Origin of the sequence: uncultured Thiothrix sp., from assembly GCF_937876535.1 — a bacterium.
GTDB lineage: Bacteria > Pseudomonadota > Gammaproteobacteria > Thiotrichales > Thiotrichaceae > Thiolinea.
The window spans coordinates 137835-152775 of record NZ_CALFHZ010000021.1; the positions used below are offsets into that span (position 1 = coordinate 137835).

17 protein-coding genes are annotated in these 14941 nt (G+C 43.7%); 11 read left to right on the plus strand and 6 right to left on the minus strand.

What is annotated here, in order from left to right:
- Positions 1-6: 6 nt before the first annotated feature.
- The 7 genes from tatA to Q0230_RS15115 all read left to right on the plus strand — a co-directional run bounded on the left by tatA (position 7) and on the right by Q0230_RS15115 (position 5401).
- Positions 7-252: a twin-arginine translocase TatA/TatE family subunit gene (gene tatA / locus Q0230_RS15085; RefSeq protein WP_298611008.1), complete on the plus strand. Its 246-nt coding sequence runs from the start codon at positions 7-9 to the stop codon at positions 250-252.
- A gap of 14 nt (positions 253-266) precedes the next feature.
- Positions 267-554: a Sec-independent protein translocase protein TatB gene (gene tatB, locus Q0230_RS15090; RefSeq protein ID WP_298611009.1), complete on the plus strand. Its 288-nt coding sequence runs from the start codon at positions 267-269 to the stop codon at positions 552-554.
- Complete coding sequence (gene tatC / locus Q0230_RS15095; RefSeq protein WP_298611010.1) at positions 538-1605, plus strand: twin-arginine translocase subunit TatC; 1068 nt, start codon at positions 538-540, stop codon at positions 1603-1605. Before tatB ends, tatC begins: the two co-directional genes overlap by 17 nt.
- A 47-nt stretch (positions 1606-1652) precedes the next feature.
- Positions 1653-3191: a 2,3-bisphosphoglycerate-independent phosphoglycerate mutase gene (gpmI, locus tag Q0230_RS15100; RefSeq protein ID WP_298611011.1), complete on the plus strand. Its 1539-nt coding sequence runs from the start codon at positions 1653-1655 to the stop codon at positions 3189-3191.
- 121 nt (positions 3192-3312) lie between these two features.
- Positions 3313-4029, plus strand: coding sequence for a ribonuclease PH (gene rph, locus Q0230_RS15105; protein ID WP_298611012.1), 717 nt, complete (start codon positions 3313-3315; stop codon positions 4027-4029).
- Positions 4026-4619, plus strand: a complete 594-nt coding sequence (locus Q0230_RS15110) for an XTP/dITP diphosphatase (RefSeq protein ID WP_298611013.1) — start codon at positions 4026-4028, stop codon at positions 4617-4619. The genes rph and Q0230_RS15110 overlap by 4 nt, the downstream gene beginning before the upstream one ends.
- 47 nt (positions 4620-4666) lie before the next feature.
- Entirely contained in the window at positions 4667-5401 is a 735-nt protein-coding gene (locus Q0230_RS15115; protein ID WP_298611014.1) for a 1-acyl-sn-glycerol-3-phosphate acyltransferase, read from the plus strand.
- A 50-nt stretch (positions 5402-5451) separates the two neighbouring features.
- Here Q0230_RS15115 and Q0230_RS15120 read toward each other — a convergent pair whose 3' ends face one another.
- Together Q0230_RS15120 and Q0230_RS15125 are read right to left on the minus strand one after the other, a co-directional pair.
- On the minus strand, positions 5452-6138 hold the full coding sequence (locus Q0230_RS15120; RefSeq protein ID WP_298611015.1) for an outer membrane beta-barrel protein: 687 nt from the start codon (positions 6136-6138) through the stop codon (positions 5452-5454).
- A gap of 121 nt (positions 6139-6259) precedes the next feature.
- Positions 6260-6655: a group II truncated hemoglobin gene (locus Q0230_RS15125; RefSeq protein ID WP_298611016.1), complete on the minus strand. Its 396-nt coding sequence runs from the start codon at positions 6653-6655 to the stop codon at positions 6260-6262.
- A gap of 93 nt (positions 6656-6748) precedes the next feature.
- Here Q0230_RS15125 and typA point away from each other — a divergent pair, with 93 nt between their 5' ends.
- The 3 genes from typA to Q0230_RS15140 all read left to right on the plus strand — a co-directional run bounded on the left by typA (position 6749) and on the right by Q0230_RS15140 (position 10527).
- Entirely contained in the window at positions 6749-8593 is a 1845-nt protein-coding gene (typA, locus tag Q0230_RS15130) for a translational GTPase TypA (protein WP_298611017.1), read from the plus strand.
- Between the two features lie 195 nt (positions 8594-8788).
- Positions 8789-9667, plus strand: coding sequence for a hypothetical protein (locus Q0230_RS15135; RefSeq protein WP_298611018.1), 879 nt, complete (start codon positions 8789-8791; stop codon positions 9665-9667).
- 236 nt (positions 9668-9903) lie between these two features.
- Positions 9904-10527 (plus strand): glutathione S-transferase family protein, encoded by a 624-nt coding sequence (locus tag Q0230_RS15140; protein ID WP_298611019.1) that lies wholly within the window; start codon positions 9904-9906, stop codon positions 10525-10527.
- A 70-nt stretch (positions 10528-10597) separates the two neighbouring features.
- On the opposite strand, the gene Q0230_RS15145 is transcribed toward Q0230_RS15140, so the two are convergent.
- The 3 genes from Q0230_RS15145 to Q0230_RS15155 form a co-directional block, all read right to left on the minus strand.
- Positions 10598-11908 carry a TolC family outer membrane protein gene (locus Q0230_RS15145; RefSeq protein WP_298611020.1) on the minus strand — a complete coding sequence of 437 codons (1311 nt, stop codon included), beginning with the start codon at positions 11906-11908 and terminating at the stop codon, positions 10598-10600.
- 90 nt (positions 11909-11998) lie between these two features.
- Complete coding sequence (locus Q0230_RS15150; protein ID WP_298611021.1) at positions 11999-12319, minus strand: rhodanese-like domain-containing protein; 321 nt, start codon at positions 12317-12319, stop codon at positions 11999-12001.
- A gap of 2 nt (positions 12320-12321) precedes the next feature.
- Positions 12322-12987 carry a protein-L-isoaspartate O-methyltransferase gene (locus Q0230_RS15155; protein WP_298611022.1) on the minus strand — a complete coding sequence of 222 codons (666 nt, stop codon included), beginning with the start codon at positions 12985-12987 and terminating at the stop codon, positions 12322-12324.
- Positions 12988-13095: 108 nt separating this feature from the next.
- On the opposite strand from Q0230_RS15155, the gene Q0230_RS15160 reads away from it, so the two are divergent.
- Positions 13096-13410 carry a hypothetical protein gene (locus Q0230_RS15160; RefSeq protein ID WP_298611023.1) on the plus strand — a complete coding sequence of 105 codons (315 nt, stop codon included), beginning with the start codon at positions 13096-13098 and terminating at the stop codon, positions 13408-13410.
- A 53-nt stretch (positions 13411-13463) separates the two neighbouring features.
- Here Q0230_RS15160 and Q0230_RS15165 read toward each other — a convergent pair whose 3' ends face one another.
- Complete coding sequence (locus Q0230_RS15165; RefSeq protein ID WP_298611024.1) at positions 13464-14879, minus strand: M48 family metalloprotease; 1416 nt, start codon at positions 14877-14879, stop codon at positions 13464-13466.
- Positions 14880-14941 lie beyond the last annotated feature (62 nt).

Sequence of the window (14941 nt, forward strand, 5' to 3'; positions counted from 1 at the left end):
ACTACTATGCATTTTAGTCCTTTACAATTAGTCCTGATTCTAGTGATTGTCATTCTTCTGTTTGGAACTAAAAAGCTACGCAGTATGGGTGGTGATTTGGGTGAGGCCTTTAAAAACTTCAAAAAAGCAGTTAAAGATGGGGATGACACGCCAGAAGCTGAAAAAACGGCTCAACAGATTCCACCTGCCAATACGGCTAATGTGCAAGGCAATGTGATTGATGTACAGGCTCGGGAAAAAGACAAAGTCTAAATTTAGGCGCTAACATGTTTGAAACTAGCTTTCTGGAAATGTTGGTGATCGGGATTGTGGCTTTATTAGTCATCGGTCCTGAGCGTTTGCCAACGGTCGCTCGGACTGTCGGTTTATGGGTAGGCAAAGCGCGCCGCTTAATTGCCCATACCCGTGCTGATATTGAGCGAGAGCTAGGCACGGAAGAGTTACGGTCGATGCTGTATAAGCAAGAGGAAGAGCTGCGTAACTTGCGTGTGTTAATGAATGACAAAGTAGATACAGCGAAAAAGGAAATCGAAACGCATGTCAAATCAGACTAAGGGTGCTGAGAATGCTGGTGAAAAAGCATTTTTGGAGCATCTGATTGAACTGCGTGATCGCCTGTTGCGTATTGTCCTGGTTTTAGGTGCAATCTTTATCTGCTTAACGCCGTTTGCTCAAGATCTGTATAACTGGCTTTCTGATCCTTTAGTGCGCAACTTGCCACAAGGTGAAAAGCTGATTGCGATTGGGGTTGCTTCCCCTTTCTTAGTGCCGTTTAAACTAGCCTTGATGGTCGCTTTCTTAGTGACTCTACCTTATACCTTTTATCAAGTTTGGGGATTTATCGCCCCTGGCTTGTATCAACATGAAAAAAAAATGATCACACCCCTGCTTTTATCGAGTGTGGGTCTATTTTATGTTGGGATGGCGTTTGCCTATTTCTTTGTTATTCCCATGATTTCTAAGGCAGCAGTGGCTTTTGCTCCCGCGAATGTGAATCCTACGCCAGATATAGCGACCTATCTCGATTTTACGGTGGCTATGTTCCTAGCTTTTGGTTTAAGTTTTGAGACACCTGTCGCCACCATATTATTGATTCGGATGGGAATTGTGAGTGTTGAAGCTTTGGCTAAAGCACGTCCCTATATTATTGTGGGGGCTTTTACTATTGCCATGTTCCTCACTCCACCGGATGTGGTTTCACAAATTATGATGGCTGTACCCATTTGGCTTTTGTTTGAAGTCGGTTTATTTTTAGGACGAACTGTGGCGAAAAAGCGCAGCAATGAGGATGACACCGAAGCAAGTAATTTTGGTTCAACCGCCTTAGTAGCTAGTGCTGTAGTAGGAACTGCGAGTGTGTTACATGCCGGCGAAGACATTGAAAGCTTAGATCAAGCTGACGATACGCATAACTCTGCGGAACATTGGCAAGATAAAACCTATAGTTTTAAAGAAATGGACGATGATGAATTTCGCCCATTAACTGATGAAGAATTGGAGGCTGAGTTAGATAAGGCGGCTAAACAGCAAGCTGAGCTGGATGAGCAAGGGCGCTATGCTGCTGGTGATCAGCCACCTAACCAATCAACTCCACCGAAAGATTAAAGATTCACGAGTAGCTTAAGCTACTCGTCCCAAGTATTTGAGTGATCATGACACAAACCACCTTACCTCCACGGCGTAAAGCTATTTTGATTATTCTGGATGGCTTCGGCGTCAATCCAAGCAAAAAATACAATGCGGTTTATGAAGCCCATACGCCTAACTTAGATAACTATTTTGGTAAGTATCCGCATACGACTTTAATGGCTTCAGGACGTTCAGTGGGTTTGCCGGATGGGCAAATGGGGAATTCTGAAGTCGGCCATATGACCATTGGTTGTGGTGCCATCCTCAAGCAAGATTTAGTACGTTTAGACGATGCAGTCGCTGATGGCAGTTTGGCAGCTAATCCAGCATTATTAGCAGCATTGCAGAAAGCTAAGGCTCAAAATCGACCTTTACATTTGATTGGTTTGGTTTCTGACGGTGGTGTGCATAGTCATCTTAATCACTTAGAAGGTTTATTACGTGCTTGCAAACAGCATAAAGTGATTCCTGTGGTGCATGCAATTACTGATGGGCGTGACACCGCACCTCGGGCTGCAAAGACTTTCATTGCGCGTGTACAAGCGATTTTGGCAGAAACGGGTGGGCAGATTGCGAGTATCTGCGGGCGCTTCTATGCGATGGATCGAGATAAGCGTTGGGAGCGTACTAAGTTAGCTTGGGATGCCTATGTGCATGGTATGGGTACGCAAGCTGCTGATCCTCTAGCGGCTATCGATGATGCTTATGCAGCTGATCAAGGCGATGAGTTTATTACCCCACGGTTGATGCCAAACGCTGAATTAATGCGTGGTGGTGATCAAGTTTTATTCTTTAATTTTCGGAATGATCGCCCACGGCAAATGTCGGAAGCTTTAGCTTTAGGCGAGTTCAAAGGTTTTGAGCGTGGTGATTTTTCCTTGGTTGAATTAACCACACTCACTGAGTACGATGAAAAATACCCCATGCCGGTGATGTTTGCTCCTGAGCGTCCGAGCACAAATATAGCCGAAGCCGTGAGTGCAGCGGGTTGTAAGCAATTCCACTGCTCAGAAACTGAAAAATACGCGCACGTGACCTTCTTCTTCAATAGTGGTCGTGAACAGCCGTATGAGGGAGAGGATCGTTTAGTGATTCCTTCACCTAAAGTTGAAACTTATGATTTAAAACCAGAAATGAGTGCGCCTGAAGTTGCGGATGCGGTAGTCGCAGCACTGAATAAAAACGAATACGGTTTTATCGTGGTCAATTTCGCAAATGGCGATATGGTGGGGCATACCGCAGTACCAGGCGCAGTGGTTAAAGCCGTGGAGGCTTTAGATCGAGAAGTCGGACGCGTATTAGATGCAGCAGTAGCGAATGAGTATTCAGTACTATTAACCGCAGATCACGGTAATTGCGATGAATATATCGATCCTTTAACGGGTGAGCCAAATACTCAACATACAGTTTATCCGGTGCCTTGTTTGTTAATTGATCAGGTCAATTGGCGTTTAAGTACCGGTGGTGGTTTAAGTAATATCGCCCCGACTTTATTGCAATTAATGGGAATTTCTAAACCTGCAGCAATGACAGGCGCAAGTTTATTGTTGGAACCCATTTAGATTGCTTGATTAATTTGCATATCCATTGACTTAATTGATAAAAGCTAAACATTTATCGGCCTAAATGCTGGCTAATTGAGTATAATTGGCGCATTCAAAAGTCAATATAAAGGATGCAGCCATGCGCTCTAGCGGACGAAGCCCAGACCAAATGCGCCCGGTGCGGTTTACTCGGAATTACACTTGCCATGCCGAAGGTTCTGTATTGGTGGAGTTTGGGAATACGAAAGTCCTGTGTACGGCTACTGTTGAAGACAGAGTACCGCCTTTCCTTAAAGGCAAAGGCCAAGGTTGGGTGACGGCGGAATATGGCATGTTACCGCGCTCTACAAATACACGTGTGCAGCGTGAAGCGGCTAAAGGTAAGCAGTCTGGCCGCACTATGGAAATTCAGCGCTTAATCGGGCGGGCTTTGCGGGCAGTGGTGGATTTAGAAGCCTTAGGTGAGCGTCAAATTACCTTGGATTGTGATGTGTTACAGGCTGATGGAGGCACACGTACTGCCTCCATTAGTGGCGCTTATGTAGCCTTGCAAGATGCAATGGCTAGTTTAGTCAAGCAAGGTAAGTTGAAGAAGAATCCCATTTACGGCCAGGTTGCTTCAGTATCTGTGGGTATTTACCAAGGTAAAGCCGTGCTGGATTTGGATTATGTGGAAGATTCTGCTGCTGAAACAGACATGAATATTGTTATGAACGATGCGGGTCAGTTCATTGAACTACAAGGCACAGCAGAAGGGCATGCATTTCGTCGTGAAGAGCTGGATACGATGCTACTGTTAGCCAATAAAGGTATTAGCGAAATCATGGAAGCGCAGAATAGAGCTTTAACGGCATGACACAACGCTTAGTCTTAGCTAGTAGTAATGCAGGTAAATTACGTGAGTTTAATAGTTTACTTGCTGATTTTGGTTTTGAAGTTATACGCCAAGCTGATTTAGGTGTTAGCGATGCTGAGGAAACGGGTTTAAGTTTTGTCGAGAATGCTTTATTAAAAGCACGCCATGCTTCACAGGTTACGGGGTTCGCTGCTTTAGCGGATGATTCAGGCTTAGTAGTTGATGCACTTAATGGGCAACCGGGGATTTATTCAGCGCGCTTTGCAGGGCAGCCCACCAATGATACTGCGAATAATGCGAAGCTTTTGGCTGCTTTAAAGGACGTGCCGACTGAGCAGCGCACAGCGCGTTTCCGTTGCTGTATTGTACTAGTCCGACATCCCACTGACCCAGTGCCGCTGATTGCTGAGGCTAGTTGGGAAGGGCAAATCTTAACTGAGCTACAGGGGCAGCAAGGGTTTGGCTATGACCCACTATTTTATGTGCCTTCACATCACTGCAGCGCGGCTGAGTTAGCAGCGAGTGAAAAAAATCGGATTAGTCATCGTGGGCAAGCTTTGCAGCGGTTGCGAGCTTTATTAGCGGCTTAGTTCAATCGAATTTTATTATCTTCTGCTTAAGATTTTAGGAGAAAGGCTTGAGTATTCCTGTAAAGCTGTGGTTGGGTCTAAGAGCAACGGTGTTTTGGTTTGGCTTTCTGGTCAGTACTTTAGTCTATGGTAGCTTAGTCCCTTTACTCGCTATCTTGTCCTATGAAAAGCGCTATCAAATTCTGGTAGGGTGGTGTCGTTTTAATGTCTGGTGGTTAGGTGTGACCTGTGGTGTGCACTATGAAATCAAAGGTTTAGATAATATTCCAACCGAACATGCTGCGATTTTAATGGCTAATCACCAATCAACTTGGGAAACTTTAGCGTTCGCGACAATTTTTCCCCCTCTCACTTGGGTTTTAAAGCAAGAATTAATGAAAATTCCTTTCTTTGGCTGGGGTTTGCGTTTAATTAAGCCCGTTGCAATTGATCGTTCAGCTGGAAAAAGCGCGGTGAATCAGGTTAGAAACCAAGGTAAAGAGCGCTTGGACGAAGGTATTTGGCTGGTCATATTTCCTGAGGGTACACGGGTAAAGCCCGGTGTGAAGGCGCGCTATAAAATTGGCGGTGCAGTCATGGCAGTAGATAGTGAATATCCTGTAGTGCCGGTAGCACATAATGCAGGTGCGAGTTGGCCTCGGCACTCTTATATTAAAAAGCCAGGTACTATTACGGTGAGTATTGGAGAGCCAATTCCCACCGTTGGTAAGCAGCCTGAAGTTTTAATGCAAGAAGTAGAAACTTGGATTGAAACTGAAAAAGCCAAATTAGTCTTCCATTAGCAGCTAAGCCAAGTACTTAACTGGAGATGCTTGGCTCAATATAATCAACTTCATAGAAAGCTAAAATTAACGCCTGCAGAAATCACATCAACATCAGTTTCTAAGGTATTAACTTTAGCTGCGCTACCATCGGCATTATATTCAATAATTTCACTGCCTTCGCCAACATCATAATAACGCTCCCAACCAGCACGCAGGCTGAGATTATTATTCATATCATATTGCAAGCCTGCACCCAAAACGGGTGAATAACCATCTTCTGACACTTTTAAGCCGTGCAAAGCTGGGTTATCACTCGTTACGCTAGTCTCACTAGACCAACGTACTACTCCTGCTTTACCATAAGCAGAAATCGGGGACGCTTTACTTAAGCGCTGCTTGGCAATTCCACTGAGGGTGATACCTGTCGTTTTTTGTTTAACCGCAATCGGATCTGAATAATGGTAGCTTGCGGTATCACCTAAATTCACATAGCCTGTTTCTACACCTAAACCTTCGCTAATTTGTAAGCCACCGTAAATATGTCCAGCATTATCATTATCATCGCTGGTGCATTTTTGGTTATGTAGTTTAGCGTTTTTGCAAACATCCAAATTATCCATCTGATCTGAGGAGTTATCATAACTACTCACACCAAAACTCCCACCTACATAGAATGGTGCACCAGTGCCACCGGCAAAGACAGCACTTGATAATAAACAGAGGCTAAGTGTAGTGAATAAATAGGTCTTTTTCATTGCCCATTCCTTTAACGAGTCAAATTAATAAACTGCTTAAGATCATGCGCAAAGGACTCAATAAAATCTGTTGAAACAAGATTAAAGGGTTTTATTTTTAGATAATTGCTCTTAGCAGTTATTAATGATCAGCTTGATTGCGCATGTGATCAGCGGTACGTGCAAAGGCCATTTTTAAAGCACGGTTCAGCGGTAAATCAGTAATTTGTTCATCAATCGCTTGATTCATACATAGTAGCCATTGATCACGCAGATTGGAGCCAATTGGAAAGGGTAAGTGACGTGCTCTTAACCGTGGGTGACCATAAGCAGTTTCATACAAAGGTGGGCCACCTAACCAACCCGATAAAAACATAAACAATTTATCACGTGAGCTTTGTAAGTCTTGAGGGTGAAGTTGGCGCAACTCCCAAGTTTCAGGTTGGGTATCCATGAGATCGTAGAAGCGATTGACTAAGCGGCGTACTCCGGTTTCTCCGCCCAGCAAATCATAATGTGGATTGGTTAAGTCAGTCATAGCCTAGTTAAACCGCAAGTATGAAAAAATTCATGAATTTAACACATGCACTCTGTATAATCCGCATCCTTGATTTTCTTTGAGTAATAAGTTGTGATCCAAAATCTCCGCAATATAGCGATTATTGCGCACGTTGACCACGGCAAGACAACGCTGGTGGACAAATTGCTACAACAATCGGGTACGCTAGATGCGCGTGCTGAAGTTTCCGAACGTATGATGGACTCGAATGCGTTGGAAAAAGAACGCGGGATCACTATTCTTGCGAAGAATACTGCTATCCGCTGGACTAATCCTAAGGATGGTGTGACTTATCGGATTAATATCGTCGATACCCCTGGGCATGCTGACTTCGGTGGCGAAGTCGAACGCGTTCTGTCGATGGTCGATTCAGTATTACTACTGGTCGATGCAGTCGATGGCCCGATGCCACAAACTCGCTTCGTAACCCAAAAAGCTTTCTCTCATGGTTTACGTCCGATTTTAGTCGTGAACAAAATTGACCGCCCCGGTGCACGTCCGCATTGGGTCATGGATCAAGTCTTCGAGCTATTCGACAACTTAGGTGCTAGCGATGCACAGCTCGACTTTCCAGTCGTTTATGCATCTGCCTTAAATGGCTTTGCAGGCATGGATGAAACCGTGAATAGCGGTGATATGACTGCGCTCTTTGAAACGATTTTAAGCCATGTACCAGCACCCGATGTTGATGTTGAAGCGCCTTTCCAATTACAGGTGAGCCAGCTCGACTACAACCCTTATATGGGTATTATTGGGATTGGGCGGATTAAGCAGGGCAAGATTAAAACCAATACGCCAATCAAAGCGATTGATATTAATGGTAATATTCGTGGTGGGCGTATTTTAAAAATTCTAGGCTTTAATGGCTTAGAACGTGTCGAAGTTCCAGAAGCACAAGCAGGCGATATTATTGCCTTCTCAGGTATGGATGAGTTGTATATCTCTGATACCTTGTGTGACCCAAATAATGTGGTTGCCTTACCCGCCTTAAAGATTGACGAACCAACCATTAGCATGATTTTCCAAGTGAATGACTCACCATTCGCGGGGAAAGAAGTTAAAACCGGCACTTCCTCGCGGCGTTTAAAAGAGCGTTTAGAGCAAGAATTGCTGCATAACGTTGCTTTGCGTGTTGAGCCGACCGATGATCCTGAAAAGTTTAATGTTTCCGGTCGTGGTGAGCTGCATTTAGGCATTCTGCTGGAAAATATGCGCCGCGAAGGCTATGAATTAGCGGTTTCTCGTCCACAAGTTATTATTCGTGAAGTGGATGGTGAAAAGCTAGAGCCTTACGAAACAGTGACCGTTGACCTTGAAGAACAACACCAAGGCAAAATCATGGAGGCTTTGGGCTTACGTCGTGGCGACTTAAAAGATATGTCTCCGGATGGTAAAGGCCGCGTGCGTTTACAATATATCGTGCCTTCACGTGGTTTGATTGGTTTCCAAAGCGATTTCATGACCATGACTTCGGGTACAGGCTTGATGTATCACACTTTTGATCATTATGGCCCGTACAAACCAGGTGCCATTGGTCAACGCATTAATGGCGTATTGATCTCTAATGCCACAGGTAAAGCACTGGCCTATGCGATCTTCAACCTGCAAGAACGTGGACGGATGTTCATCGGTCATGCGGAAGAAGTCTACGAAGGCATGGTGATTGGTATTCATAGCCGTGATAACGATTTAATTGTGAACCCACTCAAGGCTAAGCAATTAACCAATATTCGTGCAGCGGGTACTGATGAGAATTTAATTCTCACTCCACCGATCCGCATGACTTTAGAGCAAGCTCTCGAATTCATTGACGATGATGAGTTAGTGGAAATCACTCCACAAAATATTCGTGTGCGTAAACGCCATTTATTAGAGCATGAGCGTAAGCGTGCAAATAAATCGGTGGAAGTCGCTTAAGTTTTTAAGCGGTAAGTTGATTGAAGAAAGCCTGCGAAAGCAGGCTTTTTTTATTGAAAAATTATTTTGTTATGTAATAGGGGCTATTTCTAACTAAAGTTGCCAGTCTATAAAAGTGGTTTATCGGAAAAAGCTGAAACTTACAACTAGGCATGCTATTTACTTATTCTAAAGAACCAATTGGATTCAAGTTAGATGAGTCAAGTATCAACAACAGCATTAGCTAAAATTCATAATATCCCACCAAAAGAATTGTTCTCTCAGCTTGTAGAGCTTGGATATATTCTAAAACAAGATGATAACTGGATTCTGACAGATTCAGGGATTAAAAATGGTGGCTCTATTAAAGAGTCTGCTCAATATGGTCAATACATTGTTTGGCCAGAAGATCTTAATCTGAATAAACCTCAAGCTAACTCCCAGCTTATTACCTCAACCAGTATTGGTAAAAATTTTGATTTGCCAGCAAATAAAATAAATTTCATTATTTCAGAGTTAGGATGGGTACAAAAAGGTTTAAAAGGCTGGGTCGTTACTGAACAAGGGAAAAAACAGGGAGGAATTCAGTCAGAAGATAAAAAATCAGGTATTCCTTATGTGCGTTGGCCCGAGGGAATTATTCAAGCAAAATCATTAAATGAAACAATCAGACACGTCAAAGGACTGGATACTTTACCTGAGCCTGAACTAACCAAAGCTACCAACGAAGAGTCTGTTGAGTTCAGAGAAAAGTTTGAGGCAAAACATCGAAGTGCAGATGGTCACATGGTACGCTCAAAAGCAGAGATGTTAATTGATAATTGGCTATACATGGCTGAAATTGTTCATGCTTACGAAAGAAAATTGCCTATTGAAGAAGATGTTTATTGCGATTTTTATATTCCTACAGGAAAAGTCTATCTTGAGTACTGGGGCTATGAAAATGATTCTAAGTATTTGGCTAGAAAGAAAAAGAAAATTGCACTCTATCATAAATACGGCTTTAATCTTATAGAGCTGCAAGATAAAGAGGTGCAGAATCTTGATGATGTTTTGCCAAGATTATTATTGAAATATGGGGTTCAAGCCTACTAAAGGTTAAGCACTACTGACACCAAGCTGTCAGTAGTCTACTGCTACACTCTAATCCAAAAACCGCCAAGGAGACTTGGCAGCTCGTTAATCCGCAAGCCATTAACTTAATTGCTAGTTCCGATCCGGCTAAAGCCACTGCAGTGACTCGAGCCACGTTGAGCATGAAGAAGTTTGATCTAGCAGCCTTACAAGATGCCCATGATGCCGCTTAATTTGAAACTTACTAGGGAAACAACATGAGTAAATTAGTCTTATATACCAATCCTCAATCACGCGGGCGTATTGCTCATTGGATGATGGAGGAGCTAGGCGAACCTTATGAGATTGTCTGGCTAGATTATGCGACTAGTATGCAAGCCCCTGAGTATTTAGCGATTAATCCGATGGGGAAGGTACCAGCTATCACTCATGGTACTGCTATTGTCACAGAGACAGCGGCTATTTGTGCCTATTTAGCCGATCAATATCCAGAAAAGCAACTGATTCCAAGCAATATTCAAGATCGCGCTGCTTATTTCCGCTGGTTGTTTTTTGCCGCTGGGCCTTTAGAGCAGGCAGTAACTGTGAAATCCCAAAATTGGTTAGTAACTCCTGAGCAAGAAGTTTTCTTAGGCTTTGGTAATTACCAAAAAACTACTCATGCTTTAGCGATTGCGTTGAAAGCTAGCGCTTATATTGCGGGTGAGCACTTCAGTGCAGCTGATGTATATGTTGGTTCACATCTAGCTTGGGGAATGTTGTTTAAAACGATAGAAGAAAAGCCTGTATTTAAAGATTATGTACAGCGTTTACATGCTCGGCCTGCTTATGCAAAAGCACTACAAATTAATGAAGAATATTTACGTACTCAGACAGTTTAATAGTTTAATACCCTGTTTGGGTGCTAGTCCTTACGCTTAGCACCTAATTTTAAGCTGGTTTATTACAGGCTTATTTGCGATTAAGCTGAGCACTCAATTGCTTAATATCATTTTCAGATAAAGTTCCTGCCGCTTGACGCAATTGCAAAGTACTTAAGAGGTAGTTATAGCGGGCAGTTGCATAATCACGCCGAGCCGCAAATACATCACGGAGGGCTGTGAGCACATCCACTGCAGTCCGGGTACCTACTTCAAAACCGACTTTAGTGGCATCAGCAGCCGTTTCTGCTGCTGCTAAAGCACGCTGTTGGGCTTTAACTTGACTGACTGCTGACTCAATACTCAAATAAGCACTCCGTACTTGTTGCTCAATTAGGCGTTCTTGATAGTCATATTCTTGCTGAGTTTGGCGGAACTGATGTTGAGCTTGCCGAATTTTCGAATCTTCTGCACCCCCTTGATACAAGGGAACATTTAACTCCACCCCGACCTGTGCACCTAAAACCCGTGGATCTAAAGCCGAACTACTACTTTCAGTAATGCTTCCTGTATGGCGCGCATAAATATTCACAACGGGATTGCGTGCACTAGTGCGTTGAATTTCAATTTCTTTTTGTGCAACCTCAATGGCTTGACGAGCAGCTTGAAGGGATTTGCTAGAACGCTTCGCCATTTCTACCCAAGCTTCCATACTTTGTGGTTTTGGTACGCTTAAAGACAGATTTGGTTGTGCACCTAATAAGTCTTTATAGGATTTTCCAGTAAGTACTCGTAAATTCTCACGTGCAATATCTAAGTTTTCTTTGGCGGCAATTTCACCCGCCACTGCGAGGTTATAGCGTGAATCAGCTTCTTTTACATCGGTAATGGCTGAGCGTCCAACATCAAAAAAGGCTTGAGCTTGAGCGAGTTGGCGCTTGATGGCATTCTTTTCAGTAGTAGCAACTTGTAGATTTTCTTTCGCTAATAAATAAGAAAAATAAGGCTGAGCTACACGCAAAATCAGTGCTTGGCGCTGAGCGTCTAGTTGCATACCGGCTTGGACGATTTGGGAGTCAACTTTATCAATTTGTGCATCTAAGGCGCGGTTATAGACTGACTTAGTGACACCCAAAGTATAGGTGCTCGTTAAACCATTGCTATTTTTGGCAAGACCATCATAAGGTGTGTATTGGTCGCTAAAATTAGCATTTGCATTAAAGTTAACTTGTGGCTTTTTGGAGGCTAAGATTTGTGGCTTATTTTCTAAAGTTGCTAAATAGCTGCTTTCTTGGGATTTGAGTTGCGCATCATAGGTTTTGGCTTGTTGATAGACTTGAAGGAGTGTCTCCGCTTGAGCAGGAAGCACCCATAATAGGTTCGCTGCTATTAGTGTCGTCAAAAATACTCTTTTCATGGTCTTTCCAATCTTAAAATAGGCTAGCCCTATTGCTCAGCATTATAGCGGTTTAGCACGGGTTTGGTGTGATCTTTAATAAATAGGTATTGAAGGATCGATTTCGCGGGCCCAACGGTCAATACCCCCAGTGAGGTTAATTGCTTGAAAGCCTAAGCGCTCTAACAAATAGCAAGCATGCGCGCTGCGAATGCCGTGATGACAAATAACTATGACGGGTAAATCCTTACTCAGTTCATTTAAAGCATAATTAGTGAGCTGAGTGAGAGGTACTAATTGTGAGTTTTCAAGATGCACAATCTGGTATTCCCAAGGCTCGCGTACATCCAATAACTGCACTGCATTCGCTGCAGTGTTTAATTGATGAGCTAGCGCTTGGGGTGTCCAATTTTGCATGGTTAGAACTGAAACTTTGCTGCTGGCTCAGTACCATCGAGGGCTTTAAGCACAGTTTCAAACAAAACTTGCCGATTAAATTGGCTATGATCTTCGCGAGTAATCAACATAGCTTGCATAGTTGGGGCAAGACCCACAATCACAAATAAGCGCCCACCAATATTTAAGCGTTGCTCAAAGCCTGCGTGATATTGCGGGATTGAGCCAGTGACAGCAATCACATCATACTGTTTGCCGGGATTTCCCTCCCATCCGTAGCCTGCATCATCGATATAGAGATTAAAATTGTTAATATCCACTGAATGAAGGTTTTTTTCCGCCTGTTGGGATAGATCAGCATATAAATCAACACTATCAACGTGTTTGCCCATATGTGCAAGACATGCTGTGACAAAGCCACTGCCAGTGCCAATTTCCAGGCATTCGTCATTGGGCTGAACATCAAGGTCTTGTAGCATACGTGCCTCAATCCGCGGAAACATCATAGCTTCACCATGCCCGAGTGGAATCTCGATGTCGGAGAAGGCCAGATTCTGCCATTGCGCGGGAACGAATTTTTCGCGAGGAAGAAACCTGAAGGTATTTAAAACTGTCTGATTTAACACAGCCCAGGGACGAATCTGCTGCTCCACCATATTAGTGCGTGCCCGATCCAGATTCAGGTTCATTATAAACTCCCTAATGATGCAAATAATGAGCCGTTTAGAGTACGTGTTCCCTGTGGAGGCTGCAAGTGATCAATGTACGAAAATAGTAATGCTTTAGCGAGGTGAATCATGAACTGGGTTAGCTCTGGGGGGGCAGGCCTACTATTGGGCTTATTCTTAAGCGTTAGCACAGCAGACCAACCCTTATTGTTGCCGAAAGTCCCTACAGTGGTAGTGACTAATGCCAATTTTATAGCCTGCAAGGAACCACGCCCAGAAATATGCTATGAAGTTTACGCTCCTGTCTGCGCAGTACGCAAAATGCAGATGCAATGTAATTTAGCGCCCTGCTTAAATACAGAGCAGAAAACTTATGCTAATGACTGTCAAGCTTGCTCTGATCACAAAGTAATTGGCTTTGCACAGGGTGGCGAGTGTTCATAAGCTTTAATAGCAGAGAGTAACTGCTGAGCAATTGTTCAGCTCAGCAGTCTATATCAACCTTGTGCAGTATTCAGTACTTGCCGCTGTGCTTCATTTAGTAAGTTACGTAAATTTCGCAAAGTAGTGACTTGGCTATTCGGCAGCTTTAAAGCTTGTTCAGCAGTTGCTACCGCATGTTGATATTCGCCTAAGCGTAAGCTGCGTGAGGCATTATAGAAGCTCGCTTCAGCCGGTTGATTAGCTTGTTGTGCTAAGCGTTGTGCGTCTTCAAAGAACTCTAAGCCTGTTGTTTCGGTGAGGCGCAATTTGCTTAAGGTCTGCATCGCTAACGCTGTTTTATTTTGGCCTAACTGACTTTCTGCCAGCGCTAAATTTAAGGCCGTATTTGTAGGGGCTTGGCCTACAATGCTTTGTAAGCGTTGCTCCGCTTCGGTATAGCGTTTTAAGTCATTCAGTGCTTGGGCTTGTAAAATGGTGGTAGTTACCGAATTAGCGTTAATACTACTAGCTGCATTGGGGTTGCCTAAGCGTATGGCCTGATAAGCTTGCGCATAATTAGCCGCGATACTCTTAAGATTAGTAGCAGTTAAAGGCGCTGCATTTTGCCCTGTGATAATTCTTAGCTTCTCACGCGCAAATACATAATCCAAATTATCCTGCGGTTTACGTTTTGGCAGTTGATTAACTAAACTACGTGTATCGCTCAAGCGATCAATCGACATTGGGTGAGTGTATAAATATTTAGTGAGGTCACCATAGGTACTACTTTCACTACGTTCTAATTTCTCTAGAAAATAGGGCATAGCTTCAGTATTGAAGCCTGCACTGGCTAGGGTTCTTAAGCCTACGCGATCCGCCTCTGCCTCCGCTCGTTGGCTGAAGACAATTTGCTGATGGGCTTGCATGGCCAAAGTGCCAGTGACAATAGCTTGAGCAGCATCAGGACTTTGGCTTGCGACTGCAGCACCTGCTAGTACGCCTAAACCAGTCATTAGAGGGCTATTTTTGCTGTCTTCCTGCATCCGCGCGATATGTCGTTGCGACACATGGGCTATTTCGTGAGCCATGACGGCTGCTAATTCGCTTTCAGATTGAGTGCTGAGAATAAGGCCAGAATTAATGACAATTACGCCGCCGGTCAGGGTATAAGCATTCACAACATTATTTTTTTCAATGACAAAGTACAGTTTGCCGCTATTGGGACTGCGACTGGCAAGGCGTTGACCGAGTTGATTAATCCAATCCGCTAAAGTTGGATCTTCAATGAATGGGCGACGGCTACGTAACTCCCGTAAGAGGTTTAAGCCTTCTTGCTGTTCTTGAGCAGTGCCTAGGGTACCGGTACTGCCCAGAATATCTGGCATCTCAATTTCAGGGATTTTTAAGTTTAAATCAGCCGCATACATTGGAGCTGTTAAGACAACACTGCTGGCTAAGAGAGCTGTGAAGAGCATAAGTCGGTTTAACATGGTGGTGATTACCTAGATCGCTCATTTATATAATTCAACTATAGATGACACTGCATAGCTTT